The 21,398-nt window shown below is 68.7% G+C and carries 20 protein-coding genes; 8 read left to right on the top strand and 12 right to left on the bottom strand.

The window, feature by feature from the left end:
• The first annotated feature begins 111 nt into the window (after positions 1-111).
• A complete protein-coding gene (locus tag AB0J46_RS14005; RefSeq protein ID WP_364330847.1) occupies positions 112-1,470 on the top strand; it encodes a hypothetical protein in 1,359 nt (452 codons plus the stop codon).
• A gap of 72 nt (positions 1,471-1,542) precedes the next feature.
• On the opposite strand, the gene AB0J46_RS14000 is transcribed toward AB0J46_RS14005, so the two are convergent.
• The 6 genes from AB0J46_RS14000 to AB0J46_RS13975 form a co-directional block, all read right to left on the bottom strand.
• Positions 1,543-3,033: a hypothetical protein gene (locus tag AB0J46_RS14000; RefSeq protein WP_364330844.1), complete on the bottom strand. Its 1,491-nt coding sequence runs from the start codon at positions 3,031-3,033 to the stop codon at positions 1,543-1,545.
• Between the two features lie 182 nt (positions 3,034-3,215).
• On the bottom strand, positions 3,216-4,787 hold the full coding sequence (locus tag AB0J46_RS13995; RefSeq protein WP_364330841.1) for a hypothetical protein: 1,572 nt from the start codon (positions 4,785-4,787) through the stop codon (positions 3,216-3,218).
• Between the two features lie 438 nt (positions 4,788-5,225).
• On the bottom strand, positions 5,226-6,755 hold the full coding sequence (locus AB0J46_RS13990; RefSeq protein WP_364330838.1) for a hypothetical protein: 1,530 nt from the start codon (positions 6,753-6,755) through the stop codon (positions 5,226-5,228).
• A 496-nt stretch (positions 6,756-7,251) separates the two neighbouring features.
• Entirely contained in the window at positions 7,252-8,046 is a 795-nt protein-coding gene (locus AB0J46_RS13985; RefSeq protein WP_364330835.1) for an inositol monophosphatase family protein, read from the bottom strand.
• Positions 8,047-8,150: 104 nt separating this feature from the next.
• Complete coding sequence (locus tag AB0J46_RS13980; RefSeq protein ID WP_364330832.1) at positions 8,151-8,285, bottom strand: hypothetical protein; 135 nt, start codon at positions 8,283-8,285, stop codon at positions 8,151-8,153.
• Positions 8,286-8,374: 89 nt separating this feature from the next.
• Entirely contained in the window at positions 8,375-8,590 is a 216-nt protein-coding gene (locus tag AB0J46_RS13975) for a DUF397 domain-containing protein (protein ID WP_364330829.1), read from the bottom strand.
• A gap of 140 nt (positions 8,591-8,730) precedes the next feature.
• Here AB0J46_RS13975 and AB0J46_RS13970 point away from each other — a divergent pair, with 140 nt between their 5' ends.
• On the top strand, positions 8,731-8,991 hold the full coding sequence (locus tag AB0J46_RS13970; protein ID WP_364330826.1) for a GntR family transcriptional regulator: 261 nt from the start codon (positions 8,731-8,733) through the stop codon (positions 8,989-8,991).
• 149 nt (positions 8,992-9,140) lie between these two features.
• Entirely contained in the window at positions 9,141-10,115 is a 975-nt protein-coding gene (locus AB0J46_RS13965; RefSeq protein WP_364330823.1) for a 5'-nucleotidase C-terminal domain-containing protein, read from the top strand.
• Between the two features lie 47 nt (positions 10,116-10,162).
• Here the strand turns inward: AB0J46_RS13965 and AB0J46_RS13960 are convergent, their stop codons facing one another.
• From AB0J46_RS13960 to AB0J46_RS13950, 3 genes are all read right to left on the bottom strand, one after another.
• Positions 10,163-10,357 (bottom strand): hypothetical protein, encoded by a 195-nt coding sequence (locus AB0J46_RS13960; protein WP_358288944.1) that lies wholly within the window; start codon positions 10,355-10,357, stop codon positions 10,163-10,165.
• Positions 10,358-10,848: 491 nt separating this feature from the next.
• Positions 10,849-12,009, bottom strand: coding sequence for a hypothetical protein (locus AB0J46_RS13955; RefSeq protein WP_358288941.1), 1,161 nt, complete (start codon positions 12,007-12,009; stop codon positions 10,849-10,851).
• A gap of 198 nt (positions 12,010-12,207) precedes the next feature.
• On the bottom strand, positions 12,208-13,305 hold the full coding sequence (locus AB0J46_RS13950) for a hypothetical protein (protein ID WP_364330819.1): 1,098 nt from the start codon (positions 13,303-13,305) through the stop codon (positions 12,208-12,210).
• Between the two features lie 346 nt (positions 13,306-13,651).
• Between AB0J46_RS13950 and AB0J46_RS13945 the strand changes: the two genes are divergently transcribed.
• On the top strand, positions 13,652-13,894 hold the full coding sequence (locus AB0J46_RS13945) for an SSI family serine proteinase inhibitor (protein WP_364330816.1): 243 nt from the start codon (positions 13,652-13,654) through the stop codon (positions 13,892-13,894).
• Positions 13,895-13,988: 94 nt separating this feature from the next.
• Here AB0J46_RS13945 and AB0J46_RS13940 read toward each other — a convergent pair whose 3' ends face one another.
• On the bottom strand, positions 13,989-15,119 hold the full coding sequence (locus AB0J46_RS13940; protein WP_364330813.1) for a serine protease: 1,131 nt from the start codon (positions 15,117-15,119) through the stop codon (positions 13,989-13,991).
• A gap of 283 nt (positions 15,120-15,402) precedes the next feature.
• On the opposite strand from AB0J46_RS13940, the gene AB0J46_RS13935 reads away from it, so the two are divergent.
• The 4 genes from AB0J46_RS13935 to AB0J46_RS13920 all read left to right on the top strand — a co-directional run bounded on the left by AB0J46_RS13935 (position 15,403) and on the right by AB0J46_RS13920 (position 19,794).
• On the top strand, positions 15,403-16,842 hold the full coding sequence (locus AB0J46_RS13935) for an acetyl-CoA synthetase (protein WP_364330810.1): 1,440 nt from the start codon (positions 15,403-15,405) through the stop codon (positions 16,840-16,842).
• Positions 16,843-16,972: 130 nt separating this feature from the next.
• A complete protein-coding gene (locus AB0J46_RS13930; protein ID WP_364330807.1) occupies positions 16,973-17,851 on the top strand; it encodes a hypothetical protein in 879 nt (292 codons plus the stop codon).
• Between the two features lie 51 nt (positions 17,852-17,902).
• Positions 17,903-18,859: a zinc-binding dehydrogenase gene (locus AB0J46_RS13925; RefSeq protein ID WP_364330804.1), complete on the top strand. Its 957-nt coding sequence runs from the start codon at positions 17,903-17,905 to the stop codon at positions 18,857-18,859.
• 77 nt (positions 18,860-18,936) lie between these two features.
• Positions 18,937-19,794 (top strand): oxygenase MpaB family protein, encoded by an 858-nt coding sequence (locus AB0J46_RS13920; RefSeq protein ID WP_364330801.1) that lies wholly within the window; start codon positions 18,937-18,939, stop codon positions 19,792-19,794.
• Positions 19,795-19,834: 40 nt separating this feature from the next.
• Here AB0J46_RS13920 and AB0J46_RS13915 read toward each other — a convergent pair whose 3' ends face one another.
• Entirely contained in the window at positions 19,835-20,563 is a 729-nt protein-coding gene (locus AB0J46_RS13915; RefSeq protein ID WP_358288920.1) for a helix-turn-helix transcriptional regulator, read from the bottom strand.
• Entirely contained in the window at positions 20,560-21,363 is an 804-nt protein-coding gene (locus AB0J46_RS13910) for a DUF4097 family beta strand repeat-containing protein (RefSeq protein ID WP_364330797.1), read from the bottom strand. The genes AB0J46_RS13915 and AB0J46_RS13910 overlap by 4 nt, the downstream gene beginning before the upstream one ends.
• Between the last annotated feature and the right edge of the window lie 35 nt (positions 21,364-21,398).

Genomic DNA, 21,398 nt, shown 5'->3' with positions numbered 1-21,398 from the left:
GCGATGGAGTTCGCGTGACCTTTGGGAACTGCCGAAAAGCCTTTACGCAACGTGCTATAAAAATAGCTCTCTGTAAGGATGTGGGCGCCGACTCCTGTGACGAGGAGAGCGATGGAACGCGAGCCTAACCGACTGCTCCAGCAGCTCATCGCCGAGGCGGGTTTCTCCCACAAGGGATTGGCCAGGCGCCTCAACGACCTGGGAGCCGCGCGTGGCACCCCGGGTCTGAAGTACGACCACAGCTCTGTGCTGCGGTGGATCGGGGGTCAGAAGCCACGGGATCCCGTCCCGTGCCTGCTCACGGAGATATTCGCGCTGCGGCTCGGCCGCCCGGTGAGCTCGGAGGACCTGGGCATGCCGACCAACATCACGCCCCTCGATCTCGGTCAGGAGTTCACCCACACGTGGCAGGAGGGGGTCGCGACCGTGACGGCGTTGTGGCGGGCCGACGTGGAGAGACGGAGGTTTCTGATCGACTCCACCTTCGCGATCGGAGCAGGATCCGTCGGAGCCATACGCTGGCTGACGGCGCCTCCCGAAGGGCGTCCCAACGGCACCGGGGCGCGCCGGGTGGGCAGGGCCGACATCGCCGCGATCCACGAGGTGACCCGGTCCTTCGGCGAGCTCGACAACCGCTTCGGCAGCGGCCGGGTCCGCTCGTCCGTCGTGAAGTACCTCGACACGGCCGTCTCCCCGCTGCTCAAGGACGGCAGCTACGGGGAGTCCACCGGCAAGCAGCTGGCCGCCGCGGCCGCCGAGCTGACCCGCCTGGCCGGCTGGATGGCCTACGACATGGAGCAGCACGGCCTGGCCCAGCGCTACCTCATCCAGGCCCTCCGCCTGGCCAGGGGCGCCGACGACCACACCCTGGGCGGCGAGATCCTGGCCGGCATGGCCCACCAGGCCATCTACATGGGCCAGCCGGCCCACGCCCTCGACCTGGCCAGGGCCGCCCAGCTCGCGGCCCGGCGGGCCGGCGTCCAGACCCTGCTGTCCTCCGCGCAGGTCCTGGAGGCCCACGCGCACGCGGGCCTCGGCGACCCCAGGTCCTGCGGGGCCTCCCTGCACCAGGCCGAGCTGGCCTTCGACGCCCGCAGGCCCACCGAGGAGCCGCGCTGGCTCAGCTACTTCGACGAGGCCTACCTGTCGGCCAAGTTCGCCCACTGCTTCCGCGACCTGGGGGAGGGCGAGCGCACGGTGCGGCTGGCGCGGCGCTCCCTCGACATGGACACCCGGTACGTGCGGGGGCGCATGTTCAACCTGTCCCTGCTGGCGGCCGGGCTACTGGAGTGCGGCGAGCTGGAGGAGGCGTGCCAGGCGGCGGGCAACGCGCTGGCGCTGGCGGGGGAGCTGCAGTCGGCGCGGTCCCGGTCGTACGCGGCGGACCTGCGGCGGCGGCTGGAGCCCTACAAGAACGAGCGGGCCGTGATGGCGCTGCGGGAACGCACGCGCGAGCTCACGTCCGTGTGACGGCTTGGCGGCGGCTTGGCGACGGGCGAAGCCCCGGGGCGCCTCTTCGGCGGTCCCGGGGCTTCGGCGTCGCTAGTTGAGCAGTTCGCCGTTCGGGCCGACGATGCTCTTGGTCTCGGCGTAGTTGGCCTTGTTGTAGACGTCGGCCACCTCGCCGTCGAAGTAGGCGGAGCTGATGAAGTCGATCCGGTCGTTGCCGTCCTGGTCGTGGAACATGCTCGTCACGCCGTTGACGTAACCGGTGCGCTTGCCGTTGTCGTACTTCATGAGCCAGGGGCCGCCGTCGGCGCCGGGGGTCATGGAGCACTTGAGCACCTGGTGCTCCTCGACCCGGAAGGTGTTGACCTGGTACGTCTTGGTGCCCGTCTTGCCGGAGCACCACTTGGGGGTCACGCCGGTGTAGGGCTTGTCGCCGTCGGGGTGGGGGGCGGCGGGGTAGCCGAAGACGGTGACCTTCTGGCCGCGCGGCTGGTTCCACGCGAAGCCCTGGCCGCCGACGACGTCCCCGAGCCGGCCCATGTCCTTGGCCATGCCGATGAAGTACTCCGGCATGAAGTACTTCCGCGACGTGCCGGGCTTCACCCACTTCTGCGTGTAGTAGTGGGTGATGGTGAAGTTGCCGAACTTGTCGGTGCCCTTCTTGCCGAGCCCCTTGTAGGCGTCCTGCTGGGTCTTGGTGACCTGCTCGACGACCGGTTCGCCGAACTTGAAGCCGTTCCCCTTGCCGACCTTGGCGGCCTTGTACGCCTCCTCACCGACCTCGACCTTCTCGAGCACGGCGTTCGGATAGTCAGGCCCGACGAGGTCGGCCGGCTTGTCTTCCCCTTCGGACCAGCAGTCGCCCAAGTTCAGCAGGCACTTCTCGAACTCCTTGGCGTCGATCTCGCGGGGTTTGATCCACTTGTCGCCGCCCCACGCCTTGAACTCCTTGACCTCCACCTGCTTCTCGCCCGCCAGGGTGAAACCGTTGTGGACGGCGACGAAGGCGAAGTCCCCGTCGTAGTCGTCGTAGGTGTCGAGGTCGTAGGCGGTGAAGGCATATGCGCCGACGTAAACGCCCCAGGGGGACTTGCCCTGGTAGTAGCCGGGCACGAACACCCACTTGCTGTAGACGTCCTTGCCGGTCTCGTAGACGCAGTGGCCGGCGGTCGCCACCAGGTTCCTGTGCCGCGACTGGATCGAGGTCGCCGAGCACCAGCGGTACTTGCCGGCGCTGTCGACGAAGAAAACCTTGCCGATGGTCTTGGGCAGGTTGACGTTCTTGCTCGCGCTGGGCTTCGGAGTGCCGGTGGGGGCGGTCAGCCCGGGCTTGCCGTCGGGCGCGGCGTTCTCCTCGCCGCGGGCCGCGACCAGCTTGGTGACGTCTTTGGCGTCCCACTGGTACTGCGTCGCCTTGCGCAGCGCGGCGCCGTTGGCGTCGAGCCAGAAGTACGCGGCGCTGTAGGCGTCCGACGGTTTGGCGGTCAGGTCATCGGTGACCCAATCGGGTTTGGCGTCGGCGGGGACGGCAAGCGCGGCGGCGCTCAAGCTGGCAGCAGCGAGGGGGATGAGCAGGCGCTTCAAGGGAGGCTCCACACGGGTTGTCAAGAAGGGCGTCAAAACCCTATCGACCCTTTAGTCACTCTGGTAAGGGTTCTTCTCGGTTTATCGCCGGAAAGGCCGAAGGGCCCGGCAGATGCCGAGCCCTTCGGGTAAAGCTAGGTAGAGCAGAGGTTTGGACCCTCAGCCCAGGATCATTCCGAAGATCAGCTGTCGGCCTTCGGGATGATGCTGCCCGACCACACGTTCGCCGCGGCGGCGTAGACCGAGTTGGTCTCACCGTCGAAGTACGGCGAGGACATGTAGTCCCAGCGGTCGTTGCCGTCCGTGTCGTACAGAACGCTGGTCACGCCGTTGACGTAGCCCATGCGCTTGGCGTTGCTGTACTTGAGGAGCCACGGGGCGCCGTTGTAGCCGCCGGTGACGGCGCACTTCAGCGAGATGTGCTCTTCGATCTTCAGGCTCGGGACCTTGGTCGCCTTCGCGCCGGTCTTGCCGTAGCACCACTTCGGCGTAACGCCGGAGTAGGGCTTCGAGCCGTCGGGGTGCTTGGCGTAGGGGTAGCCGAAGGTACGGACGTACTGGCCGGTCTTCTGGTTCCAGGCGAAGCCCTGGCCACCGACGTTGTCGCCCAGGCGGCCGACGTCCTTGATCTCGTGAACGTAGATGAAGAAGTCGGTCCTGTAGTACTTGGTGTCGGTGCCCGGCTTGTACCACATCTGCACGTAGTAGTGCGTCAGGGTCGCGTTGCCCTGGCGGTCCACCCACACAGTCGCAGGCGCGTCAGCCGTCGGCTTCGGCAGCGGCTTGTCGGCGTTCCACGTCGGGTCCTGCTTCTTGATGTAGGCGAGAGCCTGGGTGTAGGTCACGTTCTCGACGACGGGCTCGCCGAACTTGTAACCGTTGCCCTTGCCGACCTTGGCAGCCTTGTAGACGTCCTCGGTGACCTCAAGCTGAGCAACCTCGGCGCCGGGGAAGTCCGGGCCAGCGACCTCGGACTTGGAGCCCTGCGCGCGGTGGTAGTACTCGGCGGTCTTCGGGTCAAGGCGGCCCTTGCGGAACTCTTCCTTGCTGACCTCGACGTCCTTGGCGTCCTTGTTGCCCTTGTAGGCGTCGAACTCGGCCTTGGTGACCTGCTTCGACTTGTTGAGGTAGCCGCCGACACCGTTGTACACGGTGACGAAGGCGTAGTCGCGGTCGAAGTCCTCGTAGTTCGAGAAGTCGTAGTGCGTGAAGGCCTGCTTGCCCACGTAGATGCCCCACGGGGTCTTGCCCTGGTAGTAACCCGGGACGAACACCCAGCGGGAGACGACCTCGTCGTTGGCGGCGATGTCGTACACGCAGTGACCAGCCGTCGCAACCAGGTTGCGGTAGTTCGACTGGATGGAGGTGCCGGAGCACCAGTACAGCTTGCCGTCGCGACCCTCGAAGAAGACCTTGCCGATGGACTTCGGCAGGTTCACGTTCTGGGACTTGACCGTGACGGTCTTCTCGGCGCCGATCGGCGGGGTGGAGCCGGGCTTGCCGTCAGCGACGTACCCGCCCTTCTGCACGATCTTCTTGACGTCCTTGTTGTCCCAGTAGTAGGCCGTGGCCTGCCGCAGGGCAGCGTTGTCGGACTTGGTCCAGAAGTCCAGGATCTCGGCGGCCTTCTGCTCGCTGGCAGCGAGAGCGGCGTTGTCGACGTCCGGGTCGGCCTGGGCGGCACCGGCGAGGCCGGCAGCCAGCAGACCGGTGGCCAGCAGGGCGCCACCGGCGGGGAGGAGGATGCGCTTCAAGGTAACTCCTTGCGCTGTCGTGGAACGCCTCTTGCGTCCCATGCGTCAGTAAAGGGATAGCCAGGAACATACAGTGTCGATCTTGAAGTCCGGTAGCCGCTTTGAGAGGAAAAGATGCGACAAGCCGGACGTTATCGTTCTGTGATGTTTAGGTCCCTGTTGCGCAGGAGTCAGCAGAAGTCGGGCTTCAGGCTGTTTGCCCTGATCAACATAAAGAAGGTGTGAGCCGGTTCGGCGGGCCTGGTGGTCACCCTTGATCCGGTCCGCTCAGGCAGTGTGATGCAGATCACATCGGGTTGATGGCACCGTTTCGGCGTCGCATGCGTCCAAACGCCTTCACTCTCCGGCCCGGAAAGGCCGAAGGGCCCGGCGGATGCCGAGCCCTTCGGTTGCTGACGGTTCATACGAACGGTCAAGACCGGTCGTGGGAAGCCGTCATCAGACGATCTTGCCGGACCAAACGTTGGCAGCGGCCTTGTAGACGACGTTCGTCTCACCGTCGAAGTACGGCGAGGAGATGTAGTCCACGCGGTTGTTGCCGTCCTGGTCGTTGAAGGTGCTGGTGACACCGTTCACGTAACCGAGGCGCTTGGAGTTGCTGTAGTTGAGGAGCCAAGGGCCACCGTCGGCGCCCTCGGTCATGGCGCACTTGAGCGCCACGTGCTCCTCGATCTTCTTGGCGGCCGAACCGACCAGCTTCTTGGTGGTCTTGCCGTAGCACCACTTCGGCGTGATGCCGGTGTAGTTCTTGTGGCCGTCGGGGTGCGGCGCGGCCGGGTAGCCGAACACGCGGACGTACTTGCCGGTGGGCTGGTTCCAGGCGAAGCCCTGGCCGCCGACGTTGTCGCCGAGGCGACCGGCGTCCTTGGCGAAGCCCTCGACGATGAAGAAGACGGTCTTGTAGTACTTGGTGTCCGAGCCGGGCTTGTACCACTGCTGCACGTAGAAGTGCGTGATGGTCCAGTTGCCGCGGGCGTCCTTGACGACCTTGGCCGGGTACTTCGCCGCGTCCTTCTTCTGGTTCTCCTCGTAGGCGGCAGCCTGAGCGTCGGTCACGATCTCGGTGACGGGCTCACCGAACTTGAAACCGTTGCCCTTGCCCGCACGGGCGGCCTTGTAGGTGGCCTCGCCGACCTCGACCTTGCCGACCTCGGCACCGGGGAAGTCCGGGCCGGTCGCCTCGGGCGCCGTGCCGCGCTTGACCCAGTAAGCCTCGGTGGAGGTGGGGTCGAGCTTGCCCTTGCGGAACTCCTCGCGGCTGATCTCGACGTCCTTGGCGTCCTTGACGCCCTGGTACTTGTCGAAGTCGGCCTTGGAGACCTGCTTGGCGGTGCCGCTGCCGAGCTGGACGCCGTTGTACACGGTCACGAACGCGTAGTCGCGGTCGTAGTCCTCGTACACGTCGAAGTCGTAGTGGGTGAAGGCCTGCTTGCCCACGTAGATGCCCCACGGAGCCTTGCCCTGGTAGTAACCGGGGACGAAGACCCACTTGGACATGACGTCGGCGTTGGCGCCGGTGTCGTAGACGCAGTGACCGGCCGTGGCGACCAGGTTGCGGTACTTCGACTGGAGCGAGGTGGCGGAGCACCACTTCTTCTCGCCCTTGCCGTTGACGAAGAACACCTTGCCGATGGTCTTCGGCATGTTGACGTTCTGCGTCTTGGCGGTGGTCTTCTTCTCCTCACCAATCGGGGCAGTGGTGCCCGGCTTGGTGTCGGCGCTGTAGCCGCCCTTGCTCTGCAGCTTGGCGACGTCCGCCTTGTCCCAGACGTTGGACTCGGTGGCGGCCCGGAGGGCGGCACCGTTGTTCTCGGCCCAGAAACTGGCGATCGCCTTCGCGTTGGCCGCGCTCGCCGCCATCGCGTCGGTGGAGATGTCGCTGTCGGCCGAGGCCGTACCGGCGAGGCCGGCGGCCAGGAGGCCGGTAGCCAGGATGGCGCCACCGGCGGGGATGAGGATGCGCTTCAAGGGAACTGCTCCTTGGTCTGTCGTGGGTCGCAACATGCGTCCCATGCGTCAGTAAAGGGATAGCAAGGAACATAGCCAGTGATCTCCGCAGGTGAAAGCCGTTCTGAGGGGATCGGTAAGGGGCGCTTTCGCCGTTACCGTGCTGTTATCTGTCAGAGGCTTTGGCGTGACGTTACCGGAAGGTGATGTTTTCGCTGGCCCTGTGGGGGATTCGGTGGGCGGGACGAAAGTTCCGTTAGCGGGTTGTTGCGCTGTGTGATCGGATGAATGTGATCCAGATCACAGGAACCAGATTGGGGTCCCATCCGTCTAAATCGGCCCGCCACTCACAGGTGATCTTCAGGTTCGGCTCAGGAGCCCTCAGGTTTCGACAATTTGCCCGATTTCGTAGAGGGCTCGGACCCAACACGTCCTGCGTGCTATGGGGCTGTTTGGGGTGTTTGTCGTTTTTGGGCATGGCGAAGCGAAGGGCGGCGACAGCCGCGACCCTGAAGCGTCAGGGGAGAAGGATGGTGCGGACCGTTCGCCAGGAGGCTGCGTCGGCTGCGTTGAGCAGGCCCGGTTGGGGGACGGACGGGCTGTACGGGGTGGCGTCGAGGTGGCGGGCGGCGCCGCCGGCCTCCGTCAGCAGCAGGACGCCCGGCGCGTGGTCCCAGGGAAGCGTCCGGTGGAACAGCAGGAAGTCCTGGTCGCCGTTCAGGAGGCGGGGATAGTCCACGCCGGCGCACTTCGTCCCCGGGGTGAGGGCGGCGAAGCGGGGTTCGGCCGCCGCCACGTGGGCCTTGGCGTCGTCGTCCAGGAAGCGGGTGAGGACGGCGCCGCGCAGCCGGGCGGGGTCGGCGGGAGGCGCGGCGCGGTGGACGGGGATGCCGTTCCGCCAGGCTCCGGAGCCGAGCTCGGCGACGTAGACGTCGTCCTCGGCCGGCCGCACGATCCAGGACGCGACCGTCTCGCCTGACCGGACCAGGGCTGCCATCACCGCGTACTCGGGGCGGCCCGCGACGAAGTTGGCCGTGCCGTCCAGGGGGTCGACCAGCCAGGCGGTGGGGGCGTCGTGCAGGGCGGACAGGAGCGCGGGGGCGGCGGAGGCCGCCTCCTCGCCGACGACGGGGGCGTCCAGGAGGTCGCGGAGGCGGCGGCTGATCAGCTCCTCAGCCTCGCGGTCGGCCACGGTGACCACTTCGCCCGGTGTCTTCTCCGAGACGTCACCGGCGGCCAGGGCGCGGAACCGGGGGAGGATCGCGATCTCGGCGGTCTCGCGAAGGATCTCGGTCACCGCGTCGATCAGCATGGGACTCATGCTAGACATCGGGTGCTATGGGGCTGAAGGGGGCCTTCGTCCGTGGGTGCGGTTGATCGGGCATGGATGGGAGACGTGCCGGTTCGGGCAGCAGATCACGCCGATCGTGAGGAACCGGGCGCCGGGCGGTTGGAGCTGGAGGTGGGGAAGTCGGGGGAACCGGGGCGGCGTTCGGCCTCTCTTCCGCGCTCGGCGCCGTTGCCGGTCCACAGGTAGGCGTGCCAGTGCATGGTGCTCCCCTGTGGTCGGCGGGGCCGCCCCTGCTCGTTTCGGTCCTTGGGCCTTGATTTCGGGCAGGGGCCGGCTGTCTCGTTCTCGGCTAGATGGTGGCGATTCCCGCGGCGCGCAGCTCGGTGCCGGTGAAGCGGAGCGTTCCGGCGTCGGGGTTCTTGGAGTCGCGGAGTGCGTAGGCGTCGTCGATGCCGGGGATCTGCGCGATCAGGACGCAGGTCTCCACGTGCTCGCCCGGTGGGCCGCCGCCGCGCAGCTGGGTGAAGGGCACGTCATCGAGGTTGCCGCCGTACAGGTCTGTCATGAGTGCTTCCTTTCGTCTCGTCAGCGGCCCGCGGGGGGATCGCTTGGAAGATACAAGCACTAGACATGATAGGACCTCTCCATACCTTGGATGAGGTAGTCATTTGTCCTCGTAGGTTCTGCGTCCCTTAGCGTTTTTCTATGGCCTTGGTGGACAAAAGCGACCGCATCGACCATGTCGGGCCGAACCTGGTGTGGCGGCAACTGGCCGAGGACGTCGAGGCCGACATCGCCTCCGGCCTGCTGGCGCCCGGCGCCAAGCTGCCCGCCGAGCTGGAGCTGGCGAGCCAGTACGGCGTCTCCCGGGTGACGGTCCGGCGCGCGGTCAAGGATCTGGCGGAGCGCGGCCTGCTGGTCGTCGTCCATGGGCGGGGGACGTTCGTGTCGCGCGGTTCCGCGTGAGGGCTGGCGGCGGGACGGGATGTCGATATAACGTTCGAATCTCATGGTGATCATCGCCGCCCGATCCTGACATCCCTTCCATAAGTGAAACTGTGTTCGGCTGGCTGACCGGGGGCGTGATCCTGGAGATCTCAGGAACGGAGATGTCTGTGGGGTTATGGACTTCGGCAGCACGCCGCCTCGGGGGACTGGTCGCCGTCGTGGCCCTCTCGCTGGGGGTGCTCGCCACGGGGGCGCAGGCCGCCTCGGACGTCAGCGCGAACGTCGGCGAGCTGACCATCGCCTTCGAGCGCACCACCGCGTCGAAGTGCCCGGTCAGCTTCGACGTCCACGGGTACTTCCAGGGGCTGCCGCCGGGCGAGCAGACGATCCAGTACCGCCTCGTCGGCGCCGGGGAGTGGAAGACGCTCGTCGTGCCCGCCAAGCGTCTGATCGTCCACAGGGCGTTGCTGGAGACCGTCACGTGGGAGTCGGCGCCGGACTCGCGTGACTACTCGGTCCAGATCGAGATCAACCAGCCCGACGGACTGCGGTCCAACGTCCTCTACTACTTCAAGTGCAACACCCCGCCGTCCGGGGAGACGTTCGGCGAGGCGGCCGAGGCCGTCACCCGTACGGCCAGTGGTGGCCCGATGGCCGAGCTGGCGGCCGACGCGCAGCTGGAGTCGGTGCGGGCGCGCTCCGGCGCGCAGGTCGCGCTCGTCAATCGGTACGACGTCAAGGCGGACCTGCCGGTCGGTCCGATCGGGTTCGAGCACCTGTGGAACGTGCATCCCGCGGGGAAGGCCATCGACGTCCAGACCATGACCGGCGGGCAGCTCAAGGCTCTGCTGGCCACGCCCAATCCGGCAGGCTGGGTGCTGACCCCGTCCGCCGGGCTGCGTTACACGCTCGGCGGCGGGAAGGTCGTGTCGATGACGCTCGACGGGCTTCCGGTGAGCGCCACCCAGGAGATCAAGGTCGCGGGCGCCTGGAGTCTCGTCGCGGGCTTCGACGGCTGGCCGCGCTGGGAGGGGACGACCACGTACACCGGCGGGCCGGATGACACGGGGGCGCTGGCGGGCTATCTGGCCGCTCATTCGCCGGTGACGGCGCCGGCGGGCGATCGCGTCACCCTCCGCTAGTCAGCGGGCCGGCCGTGCGTCCGGCCCGCTCGTCCTGTCTTTGGTGGTCACCAGCTGCGGACGCGGGGGCGGCGGCGCATGCGTTCCAGCATCGCCTCGTTGAAGGCCGCGGACACGGATGCGAACTCACCGTCCTCGACCGCTCGGTCGACGTACGCCTTGACGTGGGGGTCGAGGGTGATCGTGACCTCCGGTGCCGTCGTGGCGGGAGCGGTCGCGGGCTCGTCCTGATCCTCGGTCATACCGACATCTTGCGCCACAAGGGCTGGCGAATCACGCCCCGAAACGCCGCGGATTGGAGAGACAGCACAAGGACCGTTGCGGCCGGATCGGGGTTCGTCGGCCATGGGCTCCTAAGAAGCCCTGCGGGTGACGGGGCCCAGTGAGCTTCCAGTGGGCACAGCTTGATGTCAGGAACGCGGATGGGGCATGGAGTCCGCGGTTGGGCGGGCGGTGACGGCGGGAGTTCCGTGGCGCCGCAGGCGCGTGGGGTGCGCCGGTAGGCGCCTGATCGGGAAGGGGCTGAGCCCTTGTGGGCGCGGAGCGCCTTCCCTGGGAAGTCGATTGACGGGGCCCGGGCGGGCTTCCAGCGGGCACGGCTTTCTGGCTGGAACCCAGATGGGGCCTTATGGGCGCGGAGCGCCTTTGCTGGGGGAGTCAATTCGGGGGGCGGACAGGTGAGGGCCCCGGCGGCAAGGAGCAACGCCGGGGCCCTCTCTCCCCTGGTAAGGGCTTACTTGTAGAGCTCTCCGTTAGGCCCCACGATCTTCCCCGACGGGAAGTTGGTGGCCGCCTTGTACACGGCCGCCGTCTCGCCGTCGAAGTAGGGCGAGGTGATGTAGTCGATGCGGTCGTTGCCGTCCTGGTCGGCGAAGGTGCTGGTGACACCGTTCACGTAGCCGAGGCGCTTGGCGTTGCTGTAGTTCAGCAGCCACGGCCCGCCGTCGTAGCCGGGGGTGACGGCGCACTTCAGGCCGACGTGCTCCTCGATCTTGAGCCAGGACGCGCCCACGGTCTTGGCCGTCGTCTTGCCGTAGCAGTGCTTCGGCGTGACACCGCTGTACGGCTTGTTGCCGTCGGGGTGCGGGGCCGCCGGGTAGCCGAAGGTGCGGACGAACTTGCCCGTCGGCTGGTTCCAGGCGAAGCCCTGGCCGCCCACGGCGTCGCCGAGCCGGCCGGCGTCCTTGGACAGCAGGATGTAGTAGTGGCCGCCCCAGGCGCGCTTCGGGCCGCTGAAGCGCTCGAAGTCCTTGCGGTCCACCTGCTTCACGCCGTCGAACTGGATGCCGTTGTAGACGGTGACGAACGCGTAGTCGCGGTCGTAGTCCTCGTAGTTGTCGAAGTCGTAGTGGGTGAAGGCCTGCTTGCCCACGTAGATGCCCCAGGGGGCCTTGCCCTGGTAGTAGCCCGGGACGAAGACCCAGTTGGACAGCGTGTCGCTGTTGCTGTCCGTGTCATACACGCAGTGGCCGGCGGTCGCGACCAGGTTGCGGTTGCCCGACTGGATGGAGGTGGCCGAGCACCAGCGGAACTTGCCGGAGCCGTCGACGAAGAAGACCTTGCCGATGCTCTTGGGCAGGTTCACGTTCTGGGACGCGCCGCCCTTCTGCGCGCCGGTGGGCGCGGTCATGCCGGGACGGCCGTCGGGGTCGTAGCCGCCCTTGGAGACGACCTTCCGCACTTCCTTGGAGTCCCAGGTGTACTGCGTGGCCTGGCGGAGGGCGGCGCCGTTGGAGGCGATCCAGAAGGAGGCGATCGAGGCGGCCTGGGAGTTGCTGCCGGCCATCGGGTCGTTGGAGACACCGCCGTCGGCCTGGGCGGTGGCGGAGAGCCCGGCGGCCAGAAGGCCGGTCGCCACGACCGCGCCGCCGACGGGGAGGAGGATTCGCTTCAAGGTAACTCCAGGTTGCGCTGACAGGAGGCGCCTCTTGCACCCCGAAATTCAGCAAACGGACGACCCGGAACCTATAACGCTGACAGGGGGAATGGAAATTTTCGGTAGATCAAGTCAGCGCTCCCACCCAGCGCCGTTACCGTACCGAGATCAATGGATCGGCTGATCACGTCTCGTGATCACATGGTTGCATGTGACTTACGTCACATTTCCCGGCGTGGTGAGTGCGGCGGCGCGTCGGTAGACCTCCGCGGTGGTCGTGTCGAAGTACGGCGACGACACCGCGTCGTAGGCGCCCTTGGCGTCCCTGTTCCAGGTCAGGCTGTTGACGCCGTTCAGGTTGCCGAGCCCGCGGGCCGCGTCGTAGTCGACCAGCCAGGGGCCGCCGCTGGCGCCGGGACTGAAGGCGCACGGCTGGAGCCGGACGCCCTTCTGCAGGTCGAGCGCGGGAGCCACGGTCCAGTACGTGACGCTGCCCTGGCACGTCCGCAGCGTCTTGCCGTCGAACGGACGGGTGCCGTCGGGCTGCACGCCGGCCGGGAAGCCGAACGCCGTCATGGTGGCGGCCACCGGCTTCCTGTTGATCTCCAGCCCCTGGCCGCCCACGTTGTCCTGGAGCCGGCCGACGTCCTTCATCGTGTACGTGCCGTCCTTGGCCTGCTCCCAGACGAACCCGCGGTGCACGGTCACGAACGCGTAGTCGAAGTCGTAGTCGCCCTTGCCGGACCAGTCCTCGTGCATGCTGAGCGCGGCCCCCACGTAGATCCCGTCGGGCGTCTCGCCGTTGGGACCGGGGTTGGGGACGAAGATCCAGTACTCGGCGGCCTTGGCCTGGCGGGAGTCGTACGCGCAGTGGCCGGCCGTGGCCACGACGCTGCGGTTGCGGGCGGCGACCGCGCTGGCCGAGCACCAGTACTGCTTGGCGCCGAACTTGAAGAAGACCTTGCCCATGGTCTTGCCGGCGCCCCCCTGCTTGGGCGGCACGGGCGTGATGCCCTGCGTCACGGACGTCCGCCGCGCCGTCGTCACGGGCGAGGCGGGCCCGGAGGCGGCGCCGGCCGAGGACGTCGGGGCGGCCTGCGCGCCCGGCGTGGCGGGGCTGTAGCTGTCGGCCTGCTTGAGCTGGTCGGGACGCCAGTAGTCGGCGACCTTCTTCATGTCGGCGGCGGTCTTGGCCAGCGTGACGCCGAAGACCCGGCTCGCCGGCGCGGCGTTCGCGATCCCCGTGAAGGCAGGCAGCAACAGCAGCGCGCCGCCCAGGGCGGCCGCCGCCAGTTGCCTGGCCCGGGAGATCATGAAATGCCTTTCTTAGGGTCGTAAGGGTGGATTTTTCCAGATCAACTGCCTGTATTGCAGCCCGGATAGAGATTCGTTACCTGATCAAGAGTGCACCGTGTGCGATAAGGACACCATCAGCCGATCCCTCCCGATACGCGTAACTGATCACGCGTGTCGGTCGTTGCCCCAGGTCAGAGGGCTGATAGAGGCTGCGCCTATGCACCGAATTCTCTGCGTCATCGCGCTTTCCTGCGCCGCATTCGCCGCCGCTCCAGTGGCGAACGCCACGACCGGACCGCCCGATGTCCGGACGTCGCACAAGGACCAAAGGCTTTTCCGGATCAGCGTCGGAGATCGGCAGGGCGTGCTGGAGTGCACCCCCGGCCGGGTCGCGCCGGGGCAGGTCGCGGCCTGTTCCGCTCTCGAACAGGTGGGCGGGAACCCGGCCCGTCTGACCGGCCGTACGGGGGTCTCCTGCACCGCCGACTACGAGCCGGTGGACGTACGGGCGGAGGGCGTCTGGGACGGCGACCGCTACCGCTACTCGCAGACCTTCCCCAACGCCTGCGCCCTCGCCGTCGCCACGGGCCCGGTCTTCCGCGTCTGAACGCGGTCCTGAGGCGTACGTCCGGGACGTCGGGGGCGGGGGAAGGCCCCGGATCCCGCCGAGGAGGATCCGGGGCCTCGACTGCCGGGCCGGATCACGGCATGTCGCCGGTCCAGCGGTTGGCGGCGGCCTTGTAGACGTCGTAGGTGTCGGTGTTGAAGTACGGCGACGAGATGTGGTCGTAGCGGTCGTTGCCGTCGGTGTCCCACGCGACGCTGTTCACGCCCACCAGGTAGCCGGTGCGTGTGGAGTTCCGGTAGTCGTAGATGAACGGGCCGCCGCTGGCGCCGGCGGTGAAGGAGCACCTGAAGCCGATCTGCTCCTGCAGGTCGTACTTCTTGGCCTCGGGCATCGGAGCCGTCCTGCCGTAGCACCACTTCATGGTCCGGCCGGTGTACGGCTTGTCGCCGTCGGGGTGCCCGCCGGCCGGGTAGCCGAAGGAGAACACGTTCAGCTTCGTGCTGCGGTTCCAGGTGAAGCCCTGGCCGCCGACGTTGTCACCGAGGCGGCCGGCGTTCTTGACCGTCCAGCGCCACCGGTTGCCGGTCTTCTCCCAGCTCACCTTGATGCCGTTGTAGACGTTGACGAACGCGTAGTCGAAGTCGTAGTCCTCCTTCACCACGAAGTCGTCGTGCGCGTTGAACGTCTTGGCGGCGTAGATGCCGTACGGCGCCTTGCCCTCCCACACGTTGTCGCCGTCCCAGTACGACGGGATGAAGATCCAGTTGTCGTAGAAGGTGTTCTGCCGGGTGTCGTAGACACAGTGGGCGGAGGTCGCCACCAGATTGCGGTACTTGCCCTGTACGGAGCTGGCCGAGCAGTACCGCCAGTTCTTCGGGTTGCGCGGGTCGGTCCGGGGCAGCGTGAAGAACACGCGGCCGACCGTGTTGGGCAGGTTGACCTGCCTGCTCTTGCCCGCCTTGGCCTTCTCGCCGCCGATCGGCGGGACCGATCCGGGCGGCCCGTCGGGGGTCTGGTCGCCGCCCGTGTCGCCCCTGGCGCCCCTGGACGACACGTCGAGCGCGCCGTCGTGGTCGGTGGCGAGCTTGATGCGGTCGGGCGTCCAGAACTGCACGGCCTGCTCGGCGGGGGTCGCCGCGTTCCTGGACACGACGTCGGGGGCCGAGGTCGTCTCCGCAGCGGCGCCGGTGGTCGTGCCGGCGGCCAGGGCGGCGGCCACCAGTGCGGCGAGGGGGATCGCGATGCGCCTTGCTCGGGAATACATGGAACTCCTCTCGGTTCTCGGCGGCCCAGAGCGGGGTGCTGCGCCCCGGTGGGCCAGGAAAACGTTGAGCACGCTAATGAATGGCGCAACCCGTCAGCCAGAAAGCGGCGCGAAAAGGTCGGCCCCGGTCCCGTTTCGTTATGGAAATAGCGAAATCGCATGTATTCAAAAAGGGCATCTGCCCAGGTCAGATGCATGGCAAAGAGTCTGCAGCACCAGCGGTAACGCTGATTATCAAACGCCACTGCTTATCAACAGAATGTTGTTCTGGTTAGATGTCGGTATGGATCCACGCACCCCCTGTCTCATCGGCGTCGCACAACGCACCGTGCGCGAACAGCCCGGCCCGGAACCGCTCGATCTGTGGGAATCGGTCGCCCGCGAGGCGGCCGAAGACGCCCGGCTGCCCGCCGGGCGGCTCGACTCGATCCAGATCGTCCACACCGACTCCTGGCAGTACGACTCGCCCACCGGGCGGCTGGCCGAGCGCCTGGGCGCCACGCCGCGCCACACCGCCTACTCCAAGGTCAGCGGCACGGCTCCGCAGCTCCTCATCGGCGCGGCCGCGGCCCGGATCGCGGCGGGCGACCTGGACTGCGCGCTGATCACCGGGGCCGAGGCGCTGGCCACCCGGCGGGCCTACCGGCGGGCGGGCGAGCACGTGCCGTGGAGCCACGCCGCCGATCCCAAGCCGCCCTACGGCTGGGAACGGCCCCCGCACCCCGCCGAGCTGGCGCACGACCTGTTCCTGCCCGTGCACACGTACGCGATCATGGAGACCGCGCGGCGGGCGGCGGCCGGGATGACGGTCGAGGAGGAGATGCTCGACCGGGGCCGGATGATGGCGCCGATGACCGAGGTGGCCGCGGCCAACCCGCACGCGTGGCGGCGGGCCGTGCGCACGCCCGAGGAGCTGGTGAAGGGCAACCGGTTCGTCGGCTGGCCGTACACCAGGAACACCGTGGCGGTCATGGAGGTCGATCAGGCGGCGGCCGTCGTCCTGGCCTGCGCGGAGCTGGCCGACCGGCTGGGGGTGCCGGACGAGCGGCGGGTCTACCTGCGCGGCTGGGCGTACGCCGAGGACACCTGGGAGGTGGCGGCGCGGCCCGCGCTCGGCTCGTCGCAGGCGATCGGGGCCGCCGCCGAGGCCGCCTTCCGGCGCGCCGGGCTCGGCCTCGCCGACATGGACGCCCTCGACCTGTACAGCTGCTTCGCCGTCGCGTTGCGGCAGGCGTGCGACGCGATCGGGCTCGACCCGTACGACCGGCGCGGCCTGACGGTCACCGGCGGCCTGCCGTACGCCGGCGGCCCGGCCAGCGACTATGTGCTGCACTCGACGGCCACGATGGCCGGGCTGCTGCGCACGCAGTCGGGCCACGGGCTGGTGACCGGCGTGGGGATGCACCTGACGAAGCACACGTACGCGGTGTGGTCCAGCGAGCCCGGCGGGCCGCCCGGGGACGCCGTACCGGTGTTCACGGCGGCCGGGGTGCCCGTCGTGGGCTCGTACGCCGGGCCCGCCACCGTGGCCGGCTACACGGTCGCGCACGGCCCGGACGGCGAGCCGGACAAGGGCATCCTCGTGGTCGACCTGCCGGCCCGCGGGCGGGCGCACGCGCACGTGCTGGAGCCGGAGCTGCTGGCCGACGCCATGTCCCGGGAGCTCGTGGGGCAGCGGGTCGGCCTGGTCGCGGGCGACGGGCCCAACGTGGCCACCTGGTGATCCCGCCGAGGTTGTGAAGTTGTGACCTCGTACGGCGACTTCGCCGGGTTCGAGGGCTTGCGCGGGCGGATGTCGCTCAACTGAACTGGGGGTGAAGGGCGCAACCCGCACTAACCCGGCGAGGCACGTCGTGTCCGACCAGTTCGACGTCATCGAGGCAGGGGGGCGCGGCCGCCGCCGGTGGATCGGGCTCGCGGTGGTGCTGGCTCTGCTGGTGATCCCGGCCGTCAGCCTGCTGCTCAGTCGCGACCCGCGGCAGGAGCCGCCCCCGCCGTCCGCCACCACGCCCATCCGCTCGCTCACCACGATCGACAACGGCCCCAACGCCCTGCGGATCCCGGCCAGGACCAAGGGCCACGACGAGATCATCGACGTCGTCTTCCCCGACGGGCTGAAGGCCGAGGTGCGCTACCCGGCCGACCTCGACCTCAACGAGCTGGGGGTGCGGCCGTTCCAGGGCGCGTGGATCGACGGGCGGTTCCGGCAGTTCAGCGTGCCGTACAACGGGGTCGCCGAGGTGACCGGCGGCGGCCGGCCGATCAGGAGCTACGGTCCCGGCGTCACCCTGTGGCCGCGCCAGCCGGGCGGGGGCAGCGGGCAGGTGCTGCTCTTCGCGTTCGGACGCTGGCGGGTGGCGATGCAGGACAGAGGCGAGGGGCTGACCTTCGACCAGCGCGCGGCCCTGGCGCGGGATCTGCACGGCAAGGTGACCAGGGACGGCTACCTGGTGCTGTCCGGCGAGGGATCCGTGCGGCTGGCGCCGCCGGGGGCCGTCACTCAGGAGGGGCCGGCCGGGCCGCAGCTCTGGTTCGGCGGCGGAGTGCGGGAGATGGTCGTGCTGGCGCCCACGCCTGACTGCGTCAGGAAGGCCCGGCTGCCGAAGGCGATCGAGGGGCGCGGGCGTCCGGGGGAGTGGACGTGCCGGGGGGACGTGGAGGTCGCCGTCACCGGCTCCGAGGAGTTCCGGCGCCGCGCCCTGGCGGGGATCCGGGTGACGGTCCGGCGGTGAGCGGCGGGGCGGTGTCGGAGGTGGCGGCGGGTCGGTTAGTAGGGTGCGGCCATGTTCGCCGTAACCGCCACACAGACCGATCCCGACAATCCGCTCGCCGGGCTGACGCTCGGTGAGCACCCCGACCCGAAGGCGCCCGACGGCTGGACGACCGTCTCGGTACGCGCCGCCGCCCTCAACCACCACGACCTGTGGACGCTCAAGGGCGTGGGCATCAGGCAGGACCGGCTGCCGATCGTGCTCGGCTGCGACGCCTCCGGCGTGGACGAGGACGGCAACGACGTCATCGTGCACGCCGTCATCGGCACGGGCGCGGACGAGACGCTCGACCCCAGGCGCTCCCTGCTGTCGGAGGTGCACGACGGGACGTTCGCCGAGCGGGTGGCCGTGCCGCGGCGCAACCTCGTGCCCAAGCCGGCCGCGCTCAGCTTCGCGGAGGCCGCCTGCCTGCCCACGGCCTGGCTGACGGCGTACCGCATGCTGTTCGACAAGGCCGGGCTCGAACCGGGCTCGACCGTGCTGGTGCAGGGCGCCGGCGGCGGCGTCGCCACCGCGCTGATCGCGCTCGGCCGCGCGGGCGGCTTCCGGGTCTGGGCGACCAGCCGGTCGGAGGACAAGCGCGAGCGGGCCCGCGAGCTCGGCGCCGACCAGGTCTTCGAGACGGGCGCGCGGCTGCCCGAGCGGGTGGACGCGGTCATGGAGACGGTCGGCCAGGCCACCTGGGACCATTCGCTCAAGTCGCTCAGGCCGGGCGGTCGCATCGTGGTCTCCGGGGCCACCAGCGGCGCGGTCCCGTCCGCCGACCTCAACCGCGTCTTCTTCCTGCAGCTGTCCGTGGTCGGCACCACCATGGGCACCCGCGACCAGCTCCAGCGGCTGGCGGTGTTCCTGGAGCAGACGGGCGTGCGGCCGATGATCGACCGGACGCTGCCGATGACCGAGGCCCGGGACGGCTTCGCGGCCATGGCCGAAGGCGAGATCTTCGGAAAGATCGTCTTTACCAGCTGAATAAGTGAAGGGTTACTTGTCCGCCTTCCGGGTGATACAGGAAGAATGACGTCGTATCACCCTGGAGGGCGTTCACCATGAACGTTGAGCCGTTCGGCCCGGGTTCGATGCATTGGGACACCGCGGGCGAATACCGCAACCTGCTCGTGGCCGGCAGCGCGCTGGTCCTCCAGACCATGCATCCGGCGGTCGGCGCGGCCGTGGCCGAGCACTCGACGTACAAGGACGACCCGTGGGGGCGGCTCAACCGCACGCTCGCCTCCGTCCAGAAGTGGGTCTACGGCGGTGAGGGCGGCCTGGCCGAGGGACGGCGGCTGCGCGAGCTGCACCGCTCCATCAGCGGCGTGGACGAGCACGGCCGCGCCTACCACGCCCTGAACGGCGAGGCGTGGGCCTGGGTGCACCTGTCGCTGTTCGAGCGGTTCATCACGCTCAACCGCTACTTCGGCACCCCGTACACCGAGGAACAGCAGCGCCGCATGTACGCCGAGTCGAGGCAGCTCGGCGCGATCCTGCAGGTGCCGGAGCGGGAGATGCCGGCGGACCTGGAGGCGTTCTGGCGCTACTTCGACACGATGATCGCCGAACGGCTGGAGCCGCACCCGACCGCGCTGGAGGTGCTCGCCGTCATGCGCGGCACGCCCGCCCCGCCCGGCCTGCCGAGGCCGCTGCGCCGCCTGTGGACGCCGGTGGGGCTGGGGTCGGGGGAGTTCAACCACTTCGTCACCGTCGGGACCCTGCCGCCGGCCGCGCGCAGGAAGCTCGGCCTGCGCTGGACGGCCCGGGACGAGCGGCGGCTGCGGCACCTCGGGCACGCCGTGGCGATGCTGACCGAGCGCCTGCCCGAGCGCCTGCGCTACATGCCGGTCGCCTACCACGCCCGCAGAGCGGCCCGCGGCCACGGACGCCCGCAACGCTCATTGCGCTCGGCCTGACGACGGCTCGGCGACGGTTCGGCGACGGCCCAGCGTCGGCTCAGCGGCGGAGGATGTCGCGGATGCGGGCGGACGCCTCGTCGAGCACGGTGTGCAGCTCGTGCAGCTTCTGCGTGGTCAGGGCGGCGTCGGCGGCCTCCGTGCGGGCCTGGGCCACGAAGTCGGCCAGCAGTTCGCCCAGCTCGCTGTCGAGCTCGGTCCGGCGCACGGTGTCGCCGCCGAGCGTGGTCCAGATGTCCGACCAGATCCGCCGCCACTCACCGGCCAGCCGGTCGCTCTCCACCTGCCACTGGTTGGCGTGCGCCATCCACTGCCGCTTCTGCTGCTCCTTGAGCCGTTTGAGCTCCTCGGCGCGTGCCTTGGCGTCGTCGCGGGCGCCGGTGCGCACGTCCTTGGCCATCCGGGTCAGCTCGTCGCGCAGCGACTTCACCGTGTCGCGGACGTCCTCCTTGACCTCGCGGGCGATGTCCCGCACCGAGGCGGAGATCTCCTGCTCCAGGTCGTCGAGCTCGTCGAGCCGGGCGTTGAGCTCCTCGCGGCCCTTGTCGGTGATGGAGAACACCTTCTTGCCCTCGATCACCTCGTGCGTGACCAGGCCCTCCTCCTCCAGGCGGGCCAGCCGCGGGTAGATCGTGCCGGGCGAGGGGGAGTAGACGCCGAGGAAGCGGTCCTGGAGCAGCCGGATGACCTCGTATCCGTGCCGCGGGCTCTCCTCCAGCAGCTTGAGCAGGTACAGCCGGAGCCGGCCGTGACCGAAGACAGGGCTCATTCCTTCTCTCCCTTGAGCAGCGCGACCTCGCCCGAGACGGTGTACGCCGACAGTGAGGCCATGCCGCCCCCCAGCCGTCCGGACAGCGCCTTGGAGCCGGGGCTGTTGTTCGCCGACAGTCCGTCGAACGTGGAGCTCAGCCTGCCGGAGGTGGACCTCATGCTGACGTCGGACTCGACGTTCTCCGGCACCCGCACCAGGATGGCACCCGAGACGCTGTTGAGCGTCACATGACTCGTGGGCCGGAGCGTCAGGTCGGCGGTGATGCGGCCGGACACCGTGCTGGCCTTGAGCCGGCGCGGGCTGCCGTCGGCGAGGGTCAGCTCGCCCGAGACGGTCTTCAGCGCCAGGTCGCCCTCCATGGCCCGGCTCTCGATCGAGCCGGAGACCGTGGTGGCGCTCACCTCGCCGCTCACGCCGTCGAGGACGACCTCGGAGGACACGCTCTTGACCCGGGTGGACCGCTCGAACCCGGCCAGCACCGTGGACGCCGAGACCACCTCCGTGTTCACCCGGCAGCCCTTGGGCACGGTGAGCGTGAGGTTGGTCCTGCGCTTGTCGCGCCGCAGCCAGCCGAGCAGCCCGTCCAGGGTCAGGCCCTCGTAGGTGACGACCAGCTCCTTGGTCAGCGGGTCGTAGCTGACCAGCAGCGGCGCGGCCGACTCGATCTCCGTCAGCTCCAGCGTGGGCGGGCCCTCGCTGGCCAGGACGGCCAGCCTGCCGGCGACGATCCGCACGTCAAGTGACTCAACCGGCCCGAACGTGAGCTGTTCGGGAGCGTCCAGCGTCCACTTCTCCATGAACGTATGCCTCCTTGACGAGTACGTCTCCTACG

This window comes from Nonomuraea sp. NPDC049758, assembly GCF_040674635.1.
Lineage (GTDB): Bacteria > Actinomycetota > Actinomycetes > Streptosporangiales > Streptosporangiaceae > Nonomuraea.
Note: the sequence above shows the minus strand (reverse complement) of the source record. Positions and strands in the feature narration are given on the sequence as shown.

Coding starts and splice junctions, on each gene's coding strand:
- AB0J46_RS14005 (WP_364330847.1), top strand. CDS start 112: ATGGAACGCGAGCCTAACCGACTGCTCCAGCAGCTCATCGCCGAGGCG.
- AB0J46_RS13985 (WP_364330835.1), bottom strand. CDS start 8,046: ATGCTGATCGACGCGGTGACCGAGATCCTTCGCGAGACCGCCGAGATC.
- AB0J46_RS13980 (WP_364330832.1), bottom strand. CDS start 8,285: ATGCACTGGCACGCCTACCTGTGGACCGGCAACGGCGCCGAGCGCGGA.
- AB0J46_RS13975 (WP_364330829.1), bottom strand. CDS start 8,590: ATGACAGACCTGTACGGCGGCAACCTCGATGACGTGCCCTTCACCCAG.
- AB0J46_RS13970 (WP_364330826.1), top strand. CDS start 8,731: ATGGCCTTGGTGGACAAAAGCGACCGCATCGACCATGTCGGGCCGAAC.
- AB0J46_RS13960 (WP_358288944.1), bottom strand. CDS start 10,357: ATGACCGAGGATCAGGACGAGCCCGCGACCGCTCCCGCCACGACGGCA.
- AB0J46_RS13950 (WP_364330819.1), bottom strand. CDS start 13,305: ATGATCTCCCGGGCCAGGCAACTGGCGGCGGCCGCCCTGGGCGGCGCG.
- AB0J46_RS13940 (WP_364330813.1), bottom strand. CDS start 15,119: ATGTATTCCCGAGCAAGGCGCATCGCGATCCCCCTCGCCGCACTGGTG.
- AB0J46_RS13935 (WP_364330810.1), top strand. CDS start 15,403: ATGGATCCACGCACCCCCTGTCTCATCGGCGTCGCACAACGCACCGTG.
- AB0J46_RS13925 (WP_364330804.1), top strand. CDS start 17,903: ATGTTCGCCGTAACCGCCACACAGACCGATCCCGACAATCCGCTCGCC.
- AB0J46_RS13920 (WP_364330801.1), top strand. CDS start 18,937: ATGAACGTTGAGCCGTTCGGCCCGGGTTCGATGCATTGGGACACCGCG.
- AB0J46_RS13915 (WP_358288920.1), bottom strand. CDS start 20,563: ATGAGCCCTGTCTTCGGTCACGGCCGGCTCCGGCTGTACCTGCTCAAG.
- AB0J46_RS13910 (WP_364330797.1), bottom strand. CDS start 21,363: ATGGAGAAGTGGACGCTGGACGCTCCCGAACAGCTCACGTTCGGGCCG.